General features: G+C 64.1%; 17 protein-coding genes. 4 read left to right on the plus strand and 13 right to left on the minus strand.

Annotated elements, in window-relative coordinates; translation table 11 throughout:
- The 9 genes from K1X74_22115 to K1X74_22155 all read right to left on the minus strand — a co-directional run.
- The coding region (locus tag K1X74_22115; GenBank protein ID MBX7169047.1) for a cyclase family protein at positions 1-770 on the minus strand (770 nt) is incomplete at its 3' end.
- A gap of 3 nt (positions 771-773) precedes the next feature.
- The gene (locus K1X74_22120; GenBank protein MBX7169048.1) at positions 774-1,835 is read right to left on the minus strand and encodes an Ldh family oxidoreductase; all 1,062 of its coding nucleotides are present in this window, start codon (positions 1,833-1,835) and stop codon (positions 774-776) included.
- Positions 1,836-1,864: 29 nt separating this feature from the next.
- Complete coding sequence (locus K1X74_22125; GenBank protein ID MBX7169049.1) at positions 1,865-3,253, minus strand: Nramp family divalent metal transporter; 1,389 nt, start codon at positions 3,251-3,253, stop codon at positions 1,865-1,867.
- Complete coding sequence (locus K1X74_22130; GenBank protein MBX7169050.1) at positions 3,250-4,041, minus strand: hypothetical protein; 792 nt, start codon at positions 4,039-4,041, stop codon at positions 3,250-3,252. The genes K1X74_22125 and K1X74_22130 overlap by 4 nt, the downstream gene beginning before the upstream one ends.
- Positions 4,038-5,078 (minus strand): zinc-binding dehydrogenase, encoded by a 1,041-nt coding sequence (locus K1X74_22135; protein MBX7169051.1) that lies wholly within the window; start codon positions 5,076-5,078, stop codon positions 4,038-4,040. The genes K1X74_22130 and K1X74_22135 overlap by 4 nt, the downstream gene beginning before the upstream one ends.
- The gene (locus tag K1X74_22140) at positions 5,075-5,893 is read right to left on the minus strand and encodes a sugar phosphate isomerase/epimerase (protein MBX7169052.1); all 819 of its coding nucleotides are present in this window, start codon (positions 5,891-5,893) and stop codon (positions 5,075-5,077) included. Before K1X74_22140 ends, K1X74_22135 begins: the two co-directional genes overlap by 4 nt.
- A gap of 29 nt (positions 5,894-5,922) precedes the next feature.
- Positions 5,923-7,314, minus strand: a complete 1,392-nt coding sequence (locus tag K1X74_22145; GenBank protein ID MBX7169053.1) for a DUF1501 domain-containing protein — start codon at positions 7,312-7,314, stop codon at positions 5,923-5,925.
- Between the two features lie 28 nt (positions 7,315-7,342).
- Positions 7,343-8,233, minus strand: coding sequence for a 3-keto-5-aminohexanoate cleavage protein (locus K1X74_22150; protein ID MBX7169054.1), 891 nt, complete (start codon positions 8,231-8,233; stop codon positions 7,343-7,345).
- Between the two features lie 39 nt (positions 8,234-8,272).
- Positions 8,273-8,944 (minus strand): GntR family transcriptional regulator, encoded by a 672-nt coding sequence (locus K1X74_22155; protein ID MBX7169055.1) that lies wholly within the window; start codon positions 8,942-8,944, stop codon positions 8,273-8,275.
- Between the two features lie 163 nt (positions 8,945-9,107).
- Between K1X74_22155 and K1X74_22160 the strand changes: the two genes are divergently transcribed.
- Positions 9,108-10,598: a DUF1501 domain-containing protein gene (locus K1X74_22160; GenBank protein MBX7169056.1), complete on the plus strand. Its 1,491-nt coding sequence runs from the start codon at positions 9,108-9,110 to the stop codon at positions 10,596-10,598.
- Positions 10,599-10,867: 269 nt separating this feature from the next.
- Here K1X74_22160 and K1X74_22165 read toward each other — a convergent pair whose 3' ends face one another.
- Positions 10,868-14,512 carry a serine/threonine protein kinase gene (locus tag K1X74_22165; protein ID MBX7169057.1) on the minus strand — a complete coding sequence of 1,215 codons (3,645 nt, stop codon included), beginning with the start codon at positions 14,510-14,512 and terminating at the stop codon, positions 10,868-10,870.
- Between the two features lie 343 nt (positions 14,513-14,855).
- Complete coding sequence (locus K1X74_22170) at positions 14,856-15,548, minus strand: RNA polymerase sigma factor (GenBank protein ID MBX7169058.1); 693 nt, start codon at positions 15,546-15,548, stop codon at positions 14,856-14,858.
- 498 nt (positions 15,549-16,046) lie between these two features.
- Here K1X74_22170 and K1X74_22175 point away from each other — a divergent pair, with 498 nt between their 5' ends.
- The 3 genes from K1X74_22175 to K1X74_22185 all read left to right on the plus strand — a co-directional run bounded on the left by K1X74_22175 (position 16,047) and on the right by K1X74_22185 (position 18,678).
- Positions 16,047-17,096, plus strand: coding sequence for a formylglycine-generating enzyme family protein (locus K1X74_22175; protein MBX7169059.1), 1,050 nt, complete (start codon positions 16,047-16,049; stop codon positions 17,094-17,096).
- Between the two features lie 138 nt (positions 17,097-17,234).
- Positions 17,235-17,936 carry a PEP-CTERM sorting domain-containing protein gene (locus tag K1X74_22180; protein MBX7169060.1) on the plus strand — a complete coding sequence of 234 codons (702 nt, stop codon included), beginning with the start codon at positions 17,235-17,237 and terminating at the stop codon, positions 17,934-17,936.
- 58 nt (positions 17,937-17,994) lie between these two features.
- The gene (locus K1X74_22185) at positions 17,995-18,678 is read left to right on the plus strand and encodes a PEP-CTERM sorting domain-containing protein (protein ID MBX7169061.1); all 684 of its coding nucleotides are present in this window, start codon (positions 17,995-17,997) and stop codon (positions 18,676-18,678) included.
- Positions 18,679-19,019: 341 nt separating this feature from the next.
- Here the strand turns inward: K1X74_22185 and K1X74_22190 are convergent, their stop codons facing one another.
- Both K1X74_22190 and K1X74_22195 read right to left on the minus strand, forming a co-directional pair.
- Positions 19,020-19,547, minus strand: a complete 528-nt coding sequence (locus K1X74_22190; protein ID MBX7169062.1) for a hypothetical protein — start codon at positions 19,545-19,547, stop codon at positions 19,020-19,022.
- 400 nt (positions 19,548-19,947) lie between these two features.
- The coding region (locus K1X74_22195) for a transposase (protein MBX7169063.1) at positions 19,948-20,396 on the minus strand (449 nt) is incomplete at its 5' end.

A 20,396-nucleotide genomic window follows, 5' to 3' on the forward strand; every position in this document is an offset into this window, starting at 1 on the left:
GCCTCGAGGCCGAGACCCGGTTCGCCCGAGTTGTAAGTCTCGTTGTCCTTGATCCACAGCTTCGAGTGCCCGGTACGGATGAGCACGATGTCGCCACGGCCGATACTCACCTTTTGCCGCTCGAGGGCGCCCCGCACATCAGCCAGCGATATCTCGTACCCGACCGGCAGCCGATCCGATTGGCGATGGGTCGCCACGTCGATCAATACGCCGCGAGTAAAGAACACCCCGGCGTTTTCAATCCCGAGCTTCGTGAGCCCGTAGGCGTCCTCGATCTCGGCCGAGGTGAGCCCGTTGTACCAGGTGTCGCCTTCTGGCAATCGCACGCCGACATGTCCCAGCCCATCGAGCTGCGTGCCCATCTGGCCGATTTCGCCGACGAAAAACTCGTCGCGGCCCACCTGCATGTTGTCGCCGCGCGGCGCGGCTCGAAAGGCCGGGATCGTCAAGCGAAAGGTGCGGTGCGGAAAGGTCGGCATGTCGCGTTCGTAGACGCGGCCGAGCTGAAAAGCCTTGCCAGTCTTGATCAACCGCGTGGCCTGCAAGACCTTCTCCGGGGTCAACAGGTTGCCGGCGCCGCGCTGGTCGTCTGCGCCCCATTTCGACGGCCACCAGCGGGTTCCGATCGGCGTTTCCCCGGCGCGATCCGGTTCGTGGGCCCCGGCCGCGCCCGACAGATGCGCCGGCCTTGCGGGCCCCCATACGACCAGTACTGCGGCCAACGAAGCCCCGAATAATGCCGGCCCTACCAGGCTGTGTCGCTTGAGCATGTTTTAACGCTCCTCTTCGTTAGGGACTCCGAGTTGATTTGCCAGCGCAACCAAATCGCGCCACACGTCGTCGGGCACGGCGATGCCGGCACGCTCGCGCTGTTGCCGGGCCCGGTATTCGAACTCTCCAGGGACGAGGACCTCGCTGCATCCGACCGCCGGCGGCGACGTCTTGCAGTACTCGGCCAGCTCGTGGACGCAGTGCGTGAAATCGGTCAGCGGGGAGAACCGGGCAATGTCGATCACCAGCAGGAACACGCCGGAACCGTGGTCTTGCGTCGTGATTTCGGCCCTCGGGCAGCCGGCGGCCGACAGCGCGCCGGCGAACACATCGACCAGAAAGGCCAGGCCGAACCCCTTGTGCCCAGCCGACCCGCCGAACGGCAACAGGGCGCCCCCCGGTGTGGTGTACAACTCGCGCGGATCGTTCGTGGGTCGCCCCTCGTGATCGACCAGCCAACCGTCGGGGACCGGCTGATTGCGCTGCAGGCAATCGCGCACCTTGCCCTCGGGCGCAACGCTCGTGCTGATATCGAGCACGATGGGGAACGGACCAGCGGAAGGCGCGCTGATGGCGACTGGATTGGTCGACAGTCGCCGCCCGCGACCGCCGAACGGAGTCACCCACTGGCCGCCTCCGCCACCATTGACCATCGCCATGCCAATCATCCCTGCCGCGGCGGCCTGGGCGACGTAGGCCCCCAGACGCCCGGTGTGGTTCGCATGCCGGATCGTCAGTGCGGCCAGCCCGGCTGGGCGCGCCTTGTCGATTGCCTGCTCCATGGCGCTCCGGCAGGCGACCTGCCCAAAGACGCCCCGCGCGTCGAGCACTGCGCCGGTCGGCCAATCGTTCACGACGCTTACCTCGGCCCCTGGCTCGATCGCCCCGCGCTCGATCGCTTGCACATATTGCAAGACGCGCATGACGCCGTGCGAATCGTGACCGACGAGATTGGCTTCGACCAGGTGAGGGCCGACGATGTCAGCTTCGACCTCGGTAGCCCCCGCTGCGCGGAGTACGCGCACGGCGAGTTGCAGCAGGGTTTCAGCGTGAACGGTGGGCATGGACTGCTGCGGCCGGCGATGTTGTCCGGCTATCGCCCTCCCGTGAACTGCAAGAATACGCTGCCGATCACACAGGCGGCGAAAACGACAACCGATGCCACGAGCAGTATCGCGCCGAGTCTCCCCATCCGCACGCGACGATCGGTGCGAAAGGCCATTGCGCAGATTGCAAGCATCAGCAGCGGCGTGCCGAACAGGCCAGAGACATACTGCCCGAAGATGACGAAGCTGGCAGGCTCTCTGCCGGCCAGAATCGCAATGGCCAGGCAAGTCACCAGGTAGATCGCCTGAATCGCCCGGATCGTGCGGTTCCAGGCCCGTTGGTTGTCGCGCGCCAGCCAGCCGAGGCTGACGAACATGTCGCACCACATACGACCAAACGCCGCGGTGGCCACGATCAAGGTCGAGAGCAGCGTGCAAAGCGCGCCGAGCAGAAACACGCTTCTGGACCACTGGCCAAAAGTGTTCGTATACATGGCCGAGAGCTTGGTGATGACATCGTCGCCCGCCGGTGTAGGGCGGCCGAAGAACACGGCGGCACTAATCAGGAAATAGCCGAGCGTGGTCACCGTCGCCAGAAGCGTGCAGATGCCGACATCGAGCTGCAAGACGCGAATCCACCCCCGGGCCCGTGAGACCCAGTTCGGGTCGTCCTTCGAGCCCAGCGAGTGGCCGTAGCCTTTTTCGAGAATCCAATAGGGGTACATGAACAGCTCGTTTCCGGTCGCGCCGAGCGCTCCCATCAGGCTGACCACGGCGATCGCGGCCCCTGCGCGGTTCTGCTCGCCGAGAGAGAAGGTCAACCCGGAGAACAGTTCCCGGGGCGAGATGCGGTACTCGGTCCCCTGGATCAACAACAGCCCCACGACGACGCTCAGGCTGAATCCGCCGACGAGGATGGTCACGATCATCTCGATGCGCTGATAGGTTCCTCGCCACAGCAGCGCGAATGCCGCGGCGAACACGATGCCGCACCAGAGGTCGACCGAGCGGCCAGCGGCCACCGGCAACGGCCACAATTCATGGAACATCCCGGCCGAGGCGCGGAGGATTCCGACCAGGCTGGCGGCGGTCAGCACCGATCCGGCGACGAAGATCGGCCCGATCCACGACGTACCTCGCCACTTGGGACCGGGCAGGGCATTGAGCGCGTCGAAGGGCGTCCGGTTGTGGACCAGGGCATGACGCCCAATCTCGACCTGCAAGAAATACTTGAGCACGCAGGAGAGCATCACGGCCCACAGCAACACGAAGCCGAATCGCGCCGCTTGGATGGGCGTGTTGATCAACTCGCCCGAGCCAATCACCGACCCCGTCACGACGATGCCGGGGCCGACCGCTGCCAGCAGGCCGCTCAGGCTCGACGGGGGGCGCTGGCCTGTTTGCGATGGCTCGCTGGTGGATTGAGGCGCAGTCAACTCGACGGCTCCTGAGCAACGAGCCCGCGCAGATCGGCCGCGGTCGCTCGGGCCGCCCGTTCGAGCAGGATCTCATCCGTAGCATAGGAGACGAATCGCACCCCCTGTCCTACCCAGCGGGCAATCGTTTCTCGACAGGCGGTAATCACGCCGGAGGCAACTCGGTGCTCGCGAGCTACGTCGACGACGCGCTGCACGGCCGCGAGCATCGATGGATGGTCGACCTGGCCCGGGATGCCCAAGTCGACCGACAAATCCATCAACCCCAAGCAGGCCACGTCGACGCCGTCGACGGCCAGCATGGCGGAGAGATTCTCCACGGCCTCGCGGCGTTCGATCTGGATTACCACGAGCGTCGAACGGTGATTGGCCTCGATAAAGGCCTCGGCCCCAATCGGCTGACCACCGGTCTGGGCCGAAGTGCTCGCATAGCCGCGGATGCCTAGCGGCGGATAGCGCGTCCAACTGACAATCTGCTGGACTTCCGCCACCGTATTGACCCTCGGCACGATAATCCCCTGGGCACCGCAATCGAGCACGCGTGCGACGTGTACATACTCCGCCTGGGGCACGCGGACGATCGGCACGATTCCCGCACCGCGCGCCGCTTCGATTATGTCGGCCACCGTCTCCAGGTTGAAACACGTGTGTTCCATGTCGATGAAGACAAAATCGAAGCCCGCGCGCGCATAGATTCGCGAAATGTCGGCCGCACGGAACCGGGAGATCTCGCTACCGATGACCGGGCGTCCACCCTGGAGCAATTGTTTGACTGGATTGGGTGTCATCGAGTCGTATCGGGTGAATGAACTTCCAGCACCGTTCGCCCCAGCACCTGGCCCTCGCGCAGGCTGGTAAGCGCCTCGTTGACCTCGAGCAGGCGGCGCGACCGGGTGACGATCGATCGCACTCGGCCGGCGGCGACCTGATCGACCACGGCCTGGAGGTCGCGCCGCGTCCCTCCCCGCGATCCGATCAGGCGCCATTCATTTTGTGCGAACCGCTTGGGCGAAAGCGGATAAGCGTCGGGGGTGTAGCCGACCAAGACCAGCCGTCCGCCTGGACGCAGCGACTCGATCGCCCAGGCGATCGACTCCGCGCTACCGACGACGTCCAACACGCAGTCTACCCCGCCGGCACCCGCCAATTGTCGTGCGCACTGGGGCACGTCCTCTTGGCACCCGTCGATCACGCGTTCCGCGCCGAGCGACCGCGCCCAGTCGAGCTTAGCGACGTGCTTCTCGACGGCGATCACCTCGGCGCCGGCCAGCCGGGCAAATTGCACCACGAACGACCCCACGCCGCCGACACCGATGACAAGCACCGCTTCGCCGGATTCAAGCTGCGCCCGGCGCACCGCATGCCAGGCCGTGAGCCCCGCGTCGCACAGCACGGCCGCGTCGGCCCAGGCGATCGAATCGGGCAGCCGGGTCAATTGCGCCGCGGGGACCCGCAGCCGCTCGGCATAGCCGCCGGGCACGTTCTTCACGCCGATCACTCCCGTCATCTCGGGGCATAGCTGCTCGCTCGGCGAACCGTACCAGGGGCTCCCTGGCGGAATCATGAAAATGTATGGCACGACGCGGTCGCCGCAGCGAACCTCGGTGACCTCTGAGCCGATCTCCTCGACGACCCCCGCCGGCTCGTGTCCCATGATGAACGGCAGCTCGGGCGTGTAACCAAAGCCGCCCAGCAACTTCAGATCGGTGCCGTCGATGCCGCAGGCCATGACGCGGACGATCGCGTCGCGGGGGCCGGGCCGGGGATCGGGCCAGTCGGTGATCTCCAGCGGTTGGCCGAACTCTCGCAATACGGCGGCCATCATCGGCTCAGCCCCAGTTGCTGCTCGACCTGGCGAATGGAATCGAGGCTGCGCGCGGCGCCGTCTTCGAGCAACGGATAGTTGTAAAGGTCGCAGGTCAGCGTGCCACGAAAACCGATTTGCTTGAGCGTCGCCGTCGCCGCTGCCAGATCCAGGCACCCGTCGCCGACCGGCAGGTGGAGGGCATAAGTCCGGCGATCGCCGTCGGCAAAATGCACATGCCGGATGCGATGTCCGAGCCGCTCGATCGCCCGAAGATAGGTGTCGGGCTGCCCTACGCCGTAGTGGCACGTATCGTACAGGATGCCAACCTGAGCCCCGGGCGATTGCTCGGCGATCGCGTCGATGAACTCCGTGCACCACGCATCGTCCATGCTCAACGTATCAGGGTGCGGTTCGAAGACCAGGACCAGACCGGATGCCGCGGCGCGCTCGGCGACTTCGCGAAACAGCCGTACATTCGCTTCCCAGACGGCGTGTGCCGTGCGCTCGCCGTTGGTGTGCGCCCAGGAATCGTGGCTGACGATCAGCCCCAGCTTGCAGGCGGCGGCGAATTCGCACGCACACTCAAACTCGCGCACCGTTTCGGCAAACGCCGTAAACGGCTCGACCTCGACCCAGCAGTCGAAGCCGCGCAGGCTCAGCCCCAACGACGCACAATAGCGCGCCAGCGCTGCCCGTGTCTCGGGTGTCGTAAGTGTCTCGTAGAAATGCGGGCGCGAGACCTCCAGCGCGTCGTAGCCTGCCTGGCGTACGGCCCGGCAGATCGCTTCGATGCCGGGATAAGTGCGAAAGCTGACGGCGTTGATGCAGGCCACGAATGAGCGATCCTGTGTGGAGCAACGGGTCAGGAAATCAGGGCACCGTCGACTTGCCCCCGCGAGGCCGGCATCGGCCGCCTTTGCTGGTCATGCAATTCCAGGTCGGCCGGGACACCCAAGAGGTGCAATATCGATTGCCCCAGATCAGGTGGCGTGATCGGGTCGGACACAGGGTGTGCAGCGTGCCGGTCGGTGGCGCCGTGAACCGCTCCACCGCTCACGCCCGCCCCGGCGAGGAGTATCGACTGTGCGGCGGGCCAGTGATCGCGGCCCGCATCGGCGTTCAACCGCGGCGAGCGGCCGAACTCGCTCATCACGATCAGCAGCGTGTCCTCGTGCAGGCCACGGTCCCAGAGATCGGCGATCAAGGCCGAGAGCGCTTGGTCGGTCGGCGCCGCGAGGCGATTGCGCATGTGCCAATAGAGCCGCCCATGCGAGTCGTATTCCCCGCCACCTGGGCCGGCCGGGGTCGGGTCGACCCAGTTGACGGTCACGAACGACTCGCTCGCCTCGACCAGCCGGCGGGCCAAAAGCAAGCCCTGGCCAAATAAATGATCGCCGTAACGCGCGCGCACGCTCTCGGGCTCGCGCGACAGGTCGAGGGCCTGCTCCACCTTCGCGTCGCCCAGCATCGCGAACGCCTGCTCCCAAACAGGCCGCGTATCCGGGACCATCGGCAGGTGGGCATCAAGATCGGGCGGCTCGTCGAGGCGGTTCCAGAGTTGGCGGCGTCCCTGCAAGCGCGCCGGCGACAAATCACCCGGCAGCTCTAGGGCCGGCGCCGTAAACCGGGCCGTCGCCTTGTCGCCGGTAACGACGAACGGATCGTATGGACGCCCGAGGAAGCCGGCATTCTGGCCCGGCCAGATACCTTCGACCGGCGGCGCCTGGAAGTACATCGGCAGGCAGAAAAACGGGGGCATGGCGCCGCGCCAGCCGCGATGCCGCGCGACGACGCTGCCCAGGTGCGGATGATCCGTCGGGGCGGCCCGGGTTTGATCGACCATCGGCGTGGGGTGATGCGAGCAGGTGAGCATCGTATACACGCCCGTCGTATGGACCGACGCCGTGTGGGTCACGCTGCGCACGATCTTGAGCTTGTCGACGTGCCGCGCGAGTTGAGGGAACAACTCAGCGACTTGGATCCCAGGCACGCTGGTCGCAATCGGCAGCAGCTCGCCGCGGATTTCCGCCGGGGCCGCGGGCTTCATGTCCCACGTATCCAACTGCGACGGGCCGCCGTTGAGGAACACCAGGATACAGCGCTTGGCACGCCCGAAGCGCGGCGGCACGACCGTCGCCGCCTCGGCCGCCGGTCTCCAAGTCGCCGCCCAGGCGCCCAAGAGCCCGAATTGCAGCCAACGGCGGCGCGATGCCCGCAGACTTCCACACGCCACGTCGGCAAGCTTGAACGACATGCTGTCTGTCCGCCTTCGCGGGAACGGCCTACGCCGCCGCGGGCCAGATGATCTTCCTGGCCTCGTCGGGCGACGCGATCTCGCGACCCAACTCACGAGCAATCCGTACGATCTTCTCCACGAGCTCGGCGTTGCTCCGCGCGTATTCCCCGGGCGCCAAGAACGGATTGTCCTCCATGCCCACACGGACGTGGCCGCCGAGAATGATGGCCGTCGCCAAAATGGGCCATTGCCGCTCGGGGTCCATGACGCTGGTGTTGTACAGGAAGCCGCCGGGCAAGTGGTGGTGATTGTAGAGCATCGCCTCGACCGTGGGCGGCGTATAGCTGCCCCCGCGCCAACCGAGAAAAAACGTAATCCACACCGGCGGCTTCAGCAGGCCCTTTGCGACCATCCGCTGGGCGTTCCACACGCCGCCATAGTGAAAGCATTCTGCCTCGATCTTCACGCCAAGCTCGGCGGTCGTCTGGCAGTATTCCTCGAGCTCGGGCCGGTTGTGCAGCCCGTACAGTTCGACCGGCTCGCAGCCCGGTTCATAGTCGAAACACTCGTCGTGCGGGTTGAAGCAGGTCGAGATCATCTCCGGACGGTATTCCCGCATCAACTCCTTGCGCTGGGGAAATCGGCCGTTGGCGATGCCGAATTGAATGATCGGCCGCGTCCGGCCACAGCCCTCGACGATGTCGCGCTGGAGCTTCCCCCAGCCGGGAATATCGAGGTCGGAGAGCCGAGTTCCATCGGGCCGGATCGTCTCGTCGATCGTGTAGGGACCGTGCAGATGACAGATGCTCGCCCCCGCATGAACGGCCCGCACATACTCGCGGGCCACTTCATCGTAGCCCTTCGGAGTCGGGTTGTGCGGATTGCTCGGATAGGCCATCGTCGAATCGCACGTGACCGTGATGATGAGCTTGTCCACGTTCGCGACGCTCCTGAAGGGGATGATGTCCGTGGAAATTCAACTCGCGCCGGAGCCCGGCACCATGGCAGATAACTGCAGCCGCATCGAGCGTTCGCAGTGTTCTCGCATGGCCCGTTCGGCGTCGTCCGGGTCGCGCCCCTTGATTGCGTTGGCCAGGAGCACGTGCTGCTGCGTCGGCTTCTCGCGGTGGTAAGCCAAGACACTGCCACGCGCCAACATGCGCACGAGTTGATTGGCCTGCAAGGTCTCGACCAGGCTCGGCGCGCCCGACAGCTCGGCAACGCGGAGATGGAACTGCGAATCGAGACCGTGAACGTCTTCTGGAGCCGAGTCGCGATCGATCCGCTCGTCGAGCTCCGCGGCCAGCGCGCCCAGCGCGGCCAACTGCGCGTCGGTCGCATGCTCGCAGCAGCGGCGTGCTGCCTCGCATTCCACTGCCATCCGCAGAATATGCTGGCTCCGCAGCGACTCGACCGTCAACTGGCGGACGCGCGTCCCCCAGCCCGGCTCCGATTCCAACAATCCGTCGCGGGCCAATTCACGAAACGCCTCGCCCACCGGGGCAATGCTCACGCCCAGCGAGCCTGCGACGCTGCGCAGCGACAGACGCTGCCCCGGTTTGAGCTTACCGCTGAGAATCTGCGCGCGGATTTCCTGGTAAGCGCGAATGCCGAGCTTGTCGGCGGTCGCCGTTTCGGACTTCTTCATCGTGCCTCGCTCATAGCGGCTTAAGCATCTTTGTTCGCGTGCGCACTTGCACTGTTCGAGCACTGTCATAACAATAACTGCACCCGCGCGTCAAGCAGCGGCGCTATGCCGCTCAACGCCGGCCGCGGAAGTCGGTTACCCGGGATCGAACGAGATGGCACCGATGTCCGAGATCGTCGATTCGTCGCAGTTCAACCGCCGGCATCTGCTCAAGGCAGGCGGCCAGGGACTTTTGGCCCTCGGCGCGGCTGGTCTTGCCGGCCGTTCGATTCCGGCTCAGTCAGGCGAATCGCGGCCGGCCACGGCCGGATTTGGCCGCGCCAAGTCGGTCGTCGTGCTCTACCTTTACGGTGCGCCGAGCCAGATGGACACGCTCGATCCCAAACCCGGGGCCCCCGTCGAGCGGCGCGGAGAGTTCAAACCGATCTCCTCCAGCATGCCGGGCATCGCGGTTTGCGAACATCTGCCCAACGTGGCTCGCAATCTGCACCGCTGTGCGCTGGTTCGTTCGATGACCCACACGTCGAACAATCACGCCGTGTCGGTTGCACTGTCGGGCCTCTCGAAATCCGAACCGGCGCTCGAAGGCAACGGCAGCGACCCGCGGCACTACCCCTACATAGGTTCGGTGCTCGAGTATCTCTGGAAGCAGCGCGGCATCAGCATGCTCGAAACCGGTGTGCCGGTGAACATGGTGCTCCCTTGGGCATTGAACGCCAAGACCGGGCCGGGCCGCTGGCAGCATCACGCGGGCTGGCTGGGGCGTTCCTACAGCCCCGTGATTCCGATTTTCCGCGGCGAAGGTTCGCTCGAAGTAGGTTCGCCCTCGATCCAGGGTTCGACCCCGATTCTGACGCGCTTCGATCCCTGGGACGGCATTACGCCTGAGAGCACCTTCCACTTCGACGGCGCCGAGTTGCCTCCTGATGTGTCACCGAAGCGCTTCGAGGCCCGGCAGCAATTGTTGGCGACGATCGAGACCGGATCTCGGCGCTGGGGTCCGTCGGCAGAAACGTTCGATCACTACCGTCGAGTCGCCGATGCGATGATCGCCCAGCCGAGCGTGGCCCGCGCCTTGGACGTCACCCAGGAAACGGATGCCGCGCGCGAGCGGTACGGCTACACGTTATTCGGCCAGTCAGCACTCACCGCGCGCCGGCTAATCGAGGCGGGAGTGAAGATCGTCACCGTCTTTTGGGACACTTGGACCGACAACAATGCCGCCTGGGACACGCATCACAATCACCATCCCCGGCTCAAGAACGGCCTGCTGCCGAAGTTCGACCAGATCCTGCCCGCGTTTCTCGACGACATGCACGAGCGCGGCTTGCTCGACGACACGCTCGTGATGGTAATCAGCGAGCACGGTCGCACGCCCACGCTGAGCAACGGGCCGGGCGGCGGCCGCGAGCATTGGGCCGGGGCCTACTGGGGATTATTCTTCGGCGCCGGCATTCGTGTCGGCCAGGTCATCGGGGCCACCGATGCCGAGGGCGGCTATCCCATCAGCCGGCCGACCGATCCGAAGGACATCCTGGCCACGATGTATCACCTGCTCGGGTTCGATTACCGAGCGCTGACGATCCCCGACCGCTTCAACCGGCCGATCCACCTGATCCCGCACGGCGATACCGTCGCCGAGTTGATCGCGTAGCGGGCACAAGATCGAAACGATTGGCTGGCGAATTCATCCCTGGGCGAGATCGTGCTGCAGCCACATACTTCAGCACGTGTGCACGCGGACTCGAGGCCCCCGAAGCGTGGCCGCCGCGGCACGGCTGAGAGACAACAACCACAGACAGCTCTCACTTAAACCCTGGAATCGTTCGTGGGGGCGGGTCACCGCCGTCACCGTGTTTTCCGATTCGTGATCGGTCGGCCCATGATCGGTGGCAAACCGGAAACGTCTCGCGCACCGAACTACTAACGCAACTCGCTGGCTGGAATCCAAATTTCCGTAGCGATCGCAGGCGGGACTAAGACGGCCTCGAATCGACGCTGCCCGTCTGCAGCGTTTTGAAGGAACGACGGATACCCGCCCACGAAACCCTGACGCTTGGCCCAGCGATGAATCTCGCGAAACAGATCAGTGGGCGAATCACTAGGGCCTAGTTCTTGCTCCCCAACGAACCGCCGTTCGAGTCCTTGGCTGGGCAAGCGGGTGAGTGAACCGGGAAAATTGAAATTCGGAAACCCAGTGAACTCCCCCATGGCCTGACAATAGGCCTCGACGTCGCGAAACTGGTCCTCCAACCGACGCGATGCACTGGCCTGATCTGCAGGCGGCTCATCGAAAACCGCACCGGGAAACGAGATCGCCCCTACGAGCACGCCTTCGTCCGTCTCGCGGTTGTCGAAGGTCGGAATCGCCAGCGGACGTCCCTGCCGTCGTGACCAGCCGGTCAGGGCGGCGAGCAGCTTCTCGACATCCATCAAGCTCGGCCAGGTACCTGGCGGCAAGATCCTGGCCGTCTCGCCTGATCTCGTCGAGTCCTGCTCTACCGGGATATCCTCTGGGGAAATCTTGTGCTGCCAAGCGATCGCGTCTGCATCCGATTTGGGTATCGGCGAGCCAACGGCTGCAGGTGCGCACCAGAGGAATGCCGTATTCGATCCGCCCACGCAACTTAGCAGATGGGTGCCGTCAGGCGAGAACACCAGATGGTCGACTCGCTGCGTGTGACCTGGCAACGCCAAGAGCTCCCGCCCCGTGTCTGGGTCCCATAGCCGAACGACATTGTCATCGCCGGACGATGCGACGGTGCGACCGTCGGGCGACCAGGCGACCGCCGTCAAGCGGGCGGTGTGTCCGGCGAGCACGAGCTGCTGGCGCTGCGCGACGAGGTCCCAGAGCGTGACCGTCGGTTCGTGTCCCACCCAAGCCAGACGTTTGCCGTCGGGCGAAAAGCATAAGGCGCGAACGTCCTGCGATTGTGGCGGCAAGGTTACACACGGCTTGTCGAAGGGGACTTCCCAAAGCTTGATGACCCCATGTACATCACCGCTGGCCAGCAAGGTGCTCGTGGGAGAAAACTTAAGTGCTGGCACAGCCGCGGAATGGCCCTTCAGGGTGGCGACGAGATTCCAATCGGTCGTGTCCCAGACTTGGATGTCTTGGTTTGCCGCCGCGAGGAATCGTCCGTCGGGCGAGAGTGCGACCGAGTGAACGTTCAAGTGATGGGCAACGGCCTGCTGCTGGATGGAATTGCCTTCGATCCAGATCCGGCGCATCTCACCCGTCGCGAACAGGGCAATCCACGAGCCATCGCGGGGCTGTTGAAGCACGTGCCGTAGTTTCTGGTCGTCTTGATCGGTGATGATGGTTGTCCAGTTGGCCTGAGAAATCGGCTGGATCACGATTCGCCCCGGCTCTCCCGGTCCACCACACCAGATGGCTTGGCTAGCCGTCGTAAACCCCACTCCCCAAATCTGCATTGGTAGTTCGTTCAAGGCGACATACGGTTCGCCCAGTTGGCTGAGCTTCACGGTGCCATCGGCGCTCGCCGTGGCGATGCTGCGACCGTCGGGCGAGAAAGCCGTCGACCAGATGCGATCGCCGTGGCCGGCAAAGATCAGGCGTTCAGTGCTCGTGTGCGTGTTCCAGACTCGCACGGTAGCGTCATCGCTTGCGGAAGCCAGCAATCGATCTCCCGGCGAGAACGTAAGCGTATGCACTGCGCCGGTATGGCCCACCAGCGGTGAAAGTTCCTCACCGGTTCGCAGATCGTAAAGCTCGATGACCCCTTGGCGACCGGCGATGGCCAGCAGCCGACCATCGTGCGAAACGGCCAGTCCAGCAATCTGCCGCGGCTGGGTCGCCCACGTCCGCATCTCAGCCTTGTTGGCCAGGTCCCACTGCCGGGCAGTGCGATCGTCGCTCGTTGAAAACAGCGAGCCGCCGTCTGGGCTAAACGCGACGGACTGGACAAAGTCGCGATGGCCGCTCAGCGTGGCGAGCAGCGTGCCTTGCGCAACATCCCACAGATAAATCACCTTGTCTTTGCCACAGGCGGCCAACTGCCGTCCGTCCGGCGAAAAGGCCAACCCGAATACGCCGTGCTTGGGTTCGTCCAGCTTTCGATGTAGGGATTGAGCCTTGATGTCCCAAAGGAAGACCGTCGCGTCGTCGCTGGCCGTCGCCAACAGTTGACCGTCGGGAGAGAACGCCAGGCTGTTGATCTCACCTTCATGACCCGTCAAGGCGCAGAGCAGGTCTCCGTTGGCCGCGTCCCAGATTCGCACCACGGCATCGGCTCCCACCGAGGCGACGGTGTGCCCATCCGGCGCATATGCAACGCCGTACACGCTGCCTTGGTGCCCACGCAGGGTCTTCACGGGACGGTTGCATTTGTCCCAGAGATACCGCCAGGCAAATTCGCGCAAATCGGCTTCGCCCAGCTGGGGCAGGTATTGTGTCAGGAGCTCGCGCGCCCGCTGGGGATCGTTGTTCAACCAGGCTCGTTGCGCCAGATGCAAGTCGGCCGCGTACAGCAGTCGCCGGGTATGCAGCTGGCTGCTTCGAGCAAGGGCCGTTTGCTCTTCGGCACGCTTCCGCTGCTCGACCGCTTCGCGCTGGCCCGCCTCCGCGGTATCGAGCGCTGCGGCCAATTCGCGTGCATGCCGTGCCATTTGGATCGAGTACCAAGCTCCCGCGGCCAGCAGCGCGAAGAAGGCCACGCACGAGACAATCGCCAGAGCCGCCACGGCCGGTCGCCGCCGGGCCCATTTGGTCAGCCGCTCGCTCAGCCGCAACGGGCGCGCCCGCGTCGGTTCGTCCCGCAGGAATCGCTCCAAGTCCTCGCGCAGGTATTGAGCGGAACGATAGCGCCGCTCGGGCTGCTTTTCCAAACACTTCAGACAGATTGCTTCCAGGTCGCGCGAGATTCGCGGTTGCAAGCGGCGCGGGGCCAGTGGCTCTTCGCTGACGATCCGCCGCAGCGTATCGGCTTCGGACGCCCCGCGATGCGGCGTGCGGCCGGTGAGCAGTTCGTAGAGCATCGTCCCGAGCGCGAAGATGTCGGCAGCCGGCCCGATTTCATGTACGCGCCCTTCGGCTTGCTCGGGCGACATATAGGCCATCGTGCCGAGCATGGTCCCCGTGGCGGTTTCGTCGCCGTCTTGTTCGAACAATTTGGCCAGGCCGAAATCGGTCAGCCGCGGTTCGTAGTTGCTTAACTCGTCGGGTCCCTGCCCCGACGCGCCGCGGCGCTGCAGCAGCACGTTGCCGGGCTTGAGGTCGCGATGAATCACGTTACGGGCATGGGCATAATCGACCGCGTCGACCAGCTGGGCAATCAGTCGAGCGGCCACGCGCGGGGCGACGGGCTGCGGGCGTGCCCGGAGCCAGGCGGCCAGTGTCGGCCCGTCGCAATAGTCGGCGGCCAGGTAACAAAGTGTGCCTACCTCACCCGCCTCGTGCACGGCGACGATATTGGGATGGGTCAGCCGTGCCGTGGCCTGCGCCTCGCGGATGAATCGACGGCGGATTTCGGGCAGTACCAACGCCTCGGGCCGAGGCACCTTGAGCGCGACCTGGCGTCCGAGCGTGGGATCGATCGCCAGAAACACGATCCCCTGTCCACCGCGACCGAGTTCGCGAAGGATGCGAAATCGTCCGATGCAATTGGGTTCTTGGCTGCCGTCCGACGTGCGGCCGTGCTCTGTTGCGGTTCGGGCCTTTGTCCTTTGACTGCCTGGCAAGGGTGTTTCGCCGCTGCGGCGGACTTGTTCGAGCAGTTGCAGGCAGCGCTGCGTTGCGCGGCCGACGGAGGTTGAGGGCGCGCTGTCGGTCTGATCGTCACCTAGTCGATCCCCGCGCGCCAGCGCCAGGTGGGTAGACTCCATCCATGCCAACAGCGCTTCATCCGGTCCCGCTTCCTCATCAGGCCGAGCGTCGTCGAACGGATCGAAGCTAGAGGGCGCTGTGCTCATCATCCTTCGTCGTGTCGACTTCGCCGGCCAGCCGTTTGGCCAAGGCGACGATGGCTCGGCCCCACAGCTTGCGCGCCGCATCGGTGCTCAGCCCGAGTTCGCTGGCCACCTGTTCGTGCGTCTGAAATTGCAAGTTACGGAGCACAATCGCGGTGCGGTAATGCGCCGGCAATTCGTCGAGCGCCGCCATCAAGGACCGACGCTCCTCGGCGGCCACCGCCAGCCAGCTGGGCGACGGTCCCGGGTCGATCAACGCGAGTGCCTCGGCGCGGGCCGAATCGTCCGCCCCGACCGAGACCTCGCGATTCACGGCCCGACGCTCGGCCTGTCGAAACTGTTTCGTCGCGTCGAGCACGTTGTTCAGCAGCACTCGGCGGAGCCATGCCTGGACCTCCTCGGGCGACTGCCCTTGAAAGTGGCGGAATCCCTGATGGGCCTCGAGCAAGGTCTGCTGTACCAGGTCGCTGGCCGAAATCTTGGGACGAAGGTCATCGGCCAACTCGTCGCGCGCGATGCACAACAGATAGTCGCGAAATGTCTCAAACAGCAGCCCCAGCGACGAATGCGAGCCAGCGCGGGCCCGCTGGAGCAGCGTATCTGCCGAACCGCAACGACAAGCCTCGGGCTGGCGCGATTCGTGATCGGGTCGAGGTGCGGCGTCGCGACTAGCCACGAGGATCTATTTCACTAGGGCGAGATCGGGGCCGGGACGTGGAACCTCTCGCCCACGATCGCGCGCGGGCGAAAGCATCGCTGCAGAGGTGCGTTGCACATCTTGGCTAACCGCCGCACAGAATCAAGCGCGTGTTTTCTGGTTTTTTTCTTGACGGCGGCGTCCAGTCCTTGCTGGTGATGTCGCCCTAGCTAGTAGGCGGGGTGGGAACACACCGCAGACATCGATTGCTCACCTTAGAAGCCGCACCGACGGTGTGGGTACTTCTCGGTGCGCGCGCTGTTCCGCACAGCGTGGATTTGCTCGCTCATTCGTGGTGGCTGCAAGGAACCGCAGCCCACGATCGTAGCCGCCCCCACGAATCCGCGCTGTGAAGACGTCGCCTCGGATGCTGGCTCTCACTCCGGTTCGGCATCCGGGCGACGTTGTTTGGCGGGGAGAGCCGCGACTGTCAATCGATAATCGAAGCCAAAAAGCCATCAAACTGGAGGGACGCTAATGATCCGCAGCAATACCTTACAATTCATTTTCCGGGTGCTTGCTCTCATCGCGCCCATGCTCATGGGACCGCAGTCCGCGTCGGCCACGCCAATCACGATCGACACCGTGCCGGTGGGCAATCTCAACAATGTCGCCGATTGGACCGGCAGCGGCAGCGTCAGTTACTCCTACCGTATTGGCACCACCGAAGTCACCAATACCCAGTACGCCGCCTTTCTCAATGAGAAAGCCAAGAGCGACCCGCTGGCCCTTTACAACACGAATATGGGCAGCGATGCCCGCGGCGGGATCACCCGCAGCGGCGCGAGCGGTAGCTACACGTACACTACGAAGCCCAACATGGCCTACAAGCCGGTGAATTTTGTGAGTTGGTACGACTCGATTCGATTTGCCAACTGGCTCCACAACGGCCAAGGCTCGGGCGACACCGAAGCCGGCGCCTACACACTGCTGGGAGGCACACCCACGCCCTCGAACAGCGCGAGCATAGCCCGCAACCTGGGCGCCACTTGGTTCCTGACCAGCGAGAACGAGTGGTACAAGGCGGCCTACTATCAGCCGTTTGCGGAGGGGGGCGATGTGGACAATTACTGGCGCTATCCGACAGCAAGTAACAGCCTGCCCACGATTGCCGCGGCCGACCTCGTGGGCAATATCAGCAACCCGGGGGCCAAGGTGGCGAACTACGAGAATGGTGCAGATTGGAACGGCCAGAACGGCAACGTGACGACGGTCGGTAACGCCGGCCCGCTAAGCGAGAGTTTTTACGGCACGTCCGACCAAGGTGGCAATGTCTCGGAGTGGACCGAATCGTTGGCGCTAGGCGCGAGTCGGGTCTGGCGGGGCGGCTCGTTCAAATCTGTATACGCCTTCGGTGTGGAATTGGAGTCCACGTATCCCGTAGTGGCATCCCCGACGCTCGAGTTCAATTTCGTCGGGTTCCGCGTGGCAACCGTCCCTGAGCCAAGCTCGTTCGCGTTGGCCACTTTCGGCCTGATCTCGCTGATCGCCGTCGGTCTCAAGTGCCGCCAGCGTCGCACTGTCTGATCTGCTCGGGTTGTTGTAGCTCGAGTCTATTTCTTGCAGGGAGAATCGCTAATGACCCGGAAGATTGTGTGTCTGGTATGTTTCATTTTGAGTCCTATCGCGACAAAGGTATGCGCCGCGCCGTTCGATGGCCTGACCATGGCCAACGCCGCGATTTCGGCGAAGCAGATCAAAACCGATTACCCAGCTTCGCCGACGGGCACCTACTGGATGGATCCCGATCTGGCCGGTCCGATCGCGCCGTTTCAGGCCTGGGCCGATGAAGTGGTCCTCGGCGGCGGCTGGAGCCTGGCGATCAGCAGTGTGACGGGCAGCGAAGCGCCCACGAGCGACATCGTCAGCAACACGGGCGCGGCCCCGGTGCCCTCGCTCGGCCATACCCGCAATTTCAGCCCGTTGGCCGTCACAGGGCTCGCCGAAATTCGGCACGAGATCACGTTCGCCGGCGGGGCGAAGTTTCACGCCAAGTATACGGGCATGTTCCACGACCCGATGCCGGTGTTCAGTGCCTGGACGACCTTGTTCGGCCACACGCCGGGCACCGAGGCGAACCTCGCGGCGAATTTCGGTCAGCCTTGGCAACCGGTCACCGCCTTCGGCGCACCCTGGTACACGCCCGGCGGCGCGATGCTCGGCGTGCTCCCCTCGACGCCCGTCAACGGCTTAACCGGCGGTCCGTTCTCGACCGGCAATTCGGTGACATCTTACCAGGTGTGGATTCGCGAGGTGGTGACGCCATTCCACACGATTCCCGAGCCGAGCTCGCTGGTCTTGGCCTCGCTGGGCGCGTGCTCCTTGGCAGTCGTTGCGCTCCGACGGCGACGTCGCAGCGCTGCCTGAATCACGCTGTTGGTCTGCATTCGCACATTTTTCAACCTTGCTACGAAAGAAGTCGCTCATGAATCGCTTTTGTGTGGTGGGGGCAATTTGCTTGGGATTGCTAGCGCTGGTGTTGAACCAGGCGGCTGCGAGTGTGATTGCCAATGGCAGCTTTGAGAACACCACGGCTTCCGGTCCATTTCAGGTTCCCAACCTGTGGTCGTTCACGGGCAATCTCGCCGTCACGACCGGGCAGGGAGAGACCGATGGCAACAAGGCACTGGCCTTCAGCTTCGCGAACCTGCCGTCGAACGCCGATCTCTGGCAGACCTTCAGCACCACGCCAACCACGCGGTATGCACTCACCTTCGACTTTGGCAAGTACGCGATCTCGCAGCCGCTGCAAGTCGCCCGACTGGAGGTCGAAGTCTTCGACGGGGCGGGCTTCGCGGGCTCGCGTTTGCTGCACAAGTTTGCGATCGATAGCACCCCGGGCATCGGCGACCCGAACTCGACCGACTCGCCAAGCGTCTACTCGCCATTTCTGTATGCGTTTTTTGCCACGGGCAGCTCGGCGACGCTCCGCTTTCGCGACCTCTCTGATCCGCAAGTCGGCGGCGGCGGTTTCGACGCCATGCTCGACAACGTAAACATCGTGGCCACGCCTGAGCCCTCGACGTTCGTGCTGGCGGGCATCGGCCTGGCGTCGTTGAGCTGGGTGGCGCGCCGGCGACCAAGTCAGCGCACGAGGCGCTGCGATTAGAACCACGGACGGTTTCGAGCCTCCCGGCAGCCGGGGCAGTGCCGGGAGAGCCGAGCTAACAAGTTGAGGACGCTCGCATGATCTGCATCGTCGCCGACAGCGATCGAACGCTTGCCGGAGGCTCCCCGCTGTATGAAATGCCGTTACCGGCGGTACCGCGGTCGCCCACCTGGCGGATGCGACCGCGCTACCCCCGGCCGCGCCGGCGCGTGGGGCGCTGTGTCGAACGAGGCTGCTTGAGTACCTGGCACGCACGTACGCCGCGACGCCAGGCTACTACACCCCGGGGACGAGAGCCTGTTGCGCAGCGACTCTCGTCCCCCGCGTTGATCGGCGTTTGATCACGCCGGGCATTTAGGGCGGTATTTGCGGCCCCAGCAGCAGAGCCCCAAGCCGCCCAGGACCGCAAGCGCCAAGCCGCTGGGCTCGGGCACGGGCACGCATTCGTGGCGGAAGGTGCCCGACACGGTCAGTGGCACGCTCGCAGCATTGGCCACGTTGGTCAAATGCAGGCTGACGACCTGCGGGCAAAAGGGAATCGTGTACACAAGCGTATCAATCGGATTCACCTGGCCACCAATGACGGTGAACTGAGGGATCGGTGCCGGGACTACGATATTGTTGCCATTGTTGTCGATGTAGTCGAAATCGATCTGCAGAATGGCAAATGCGCCGGGGACGGTCGTCGCGGTGCCGATGAATTGCAATTCTTTATAGTCAGGATCAGGCGGCAAGAGGTTAGGCCACACCATGGTGACCGACTGGCTCGGATTGATCGTCAACGGGCTGATCGTTTCGAGTTGAGCATAGGCAGAACTGGTGAAGGCGAGGACGATAACTGCCAGGACGACACTACGATTCACGTTCATTAGTCACTCCTTGTGCGCGCTGTATGTGCGCAATTGCGCGACGGCGAGTCCGCGCCTTAATAAAAGGATCAAAAAAACAAAGTCACTGCTTCACGAAGAGCCGTTGCCGCACGCCACACATCGATGCGCAGCACGGCACGCTTCGTCATCCGAACGAGAGCGAGAGAGTCGAAGAAATCCCGAAAAACGGGAATTACGCGCGAACGCGTCCGTGAGACTCTCGAATTCGGATCATTAGCGGCACCTCCGCCATGAATCCACCCCGCAGCGCAAGAGAGTATCGTGCGAAAGGGCAATGTCAACGAAAATGTGCCGAAACTGACGCCCTCCCGCTTTCAGTACCAGTGTCACTGAGAGAATCGATGCTGGTTACCCCCACCTGTGCCGCTGTTGAGCCTGATCATAACTTGAGCTGGGCTGCGTGAGAGAAGGATCGTAGCAAGGGCTGGTTGAAATGCGTGTCGCCCACGGCTTCGATCACGGCGTCGTTGAGGTGCTCGACATCGTCGGGCACGAAGTTCGCCAACGCCGTGTACTTGGCATGGCTCCAGAGGGCCTCGACCGGGTTCAGATCGGGCGCGTACGGCGGCAGCCACTCGACCGACAGCCAGCTCGCGCCGCGAGTCCGCAGTTTTTTCACGGCCGCGCGATGCACGTTGAGTCGATCGAGCACGATGATGATCGAACCGCGGTGCTCGCGATGCAGCGCGTTGAGATAACGCACCACGTCGGCCGTGCGGACGTTGTGGTCGTGCACGCGAAAACGCAGTTTCACCTGCCGTCGGCGCGGCGAGACGGCCAGGCTGCCGATCACGCTCAAGCGGTCATGTCGCTGCGAAACGATCTGTT

Source organism: Pirellulales bacterium (assembly GCA_019694435.1).
GTDB lineage: Bacteria > Planctomycetota > Planctomycetia > Pirellulales > JAEUIK01 > JAIBBZ01.

What these genes read in the sequence shown, in the direction of transcription:
- K1X74_22180 (MBX7169060.1), top strand. Translation starts at nt 17,235, where the DNA reads ATGGCCAACGCCGCGATTTCGGCGAAGCAGATCAAAACCGATTACCCA.
- K1X74_22135 (MBX7169051.1), bottom strand. Translation starts at nt 5,078, where the DNA reads ATGATGGCCGCCGTATTGCGAGAGTTCGGCCAACCGCTGGAGATCACC.
- K1X74_22130 (MBX7169050.1), bottom strand. Translation starts at nt 4,041, where the DNA reads ATGACACCCAATCCAGTCAAACAATTGCTCCAGGGTGGACGCCCGGTC.
- K1X74_22190 (MBX7169062.1), bottom strand. Translation starts at nt 19,547, where the DNA reads ATGAACGTGAATCGTAGTGTCGTCCTGGCAGTTATCGTCCTCGCCTTC.
- K1X74_22160 (MBX7169056.1), top strand. Translation starts at nt 9,108, where the DNA reads ATGTCCGAGATCGTCGATTCGTCGCAGTTCAACCGCCGGCATCTGCTC.
- K1X74_22120 (MBX7169048.1), bottom strand. Translation starts at nt 1,835, where the DNA reads ATGCCCACCGTTCACGCTGAAACCCTGCTGCAACTCGCCGTGCGCGTA.
- K1X74_22175 (MBX7169059.1), top strand. Translation starts at nt 16,047, where the DNA reads ATGATCCGCAGCAATACCTTACAATTCATTTTCCGGGTGCTTGCTCTC.
- K1X74_22155 (MBX7169055.1), bottom strand. Translation starts at nt 8,944, where the DNA reads ATGAAGAAGTCCGAAACGGCGACCGCCGACAAGCTCGGCATTCGCGCT.
- K1X74_22145 (MBX7169053.1), bottom strand. Translation starts at nt 7,314, where the DNA reads ATGTCGTTCAAGCTTGCCGACGTGGCGTGTGGAAGTCTGCGGGCATCG.
- K1X74_22185 (MBX7169061.1), top strand. Translation starts at nt 17,995, where the DNA reads ATGAATCGCTTTTGTGTGGTGGGGGCAATTTGCTTGGGATTGCTAGCG.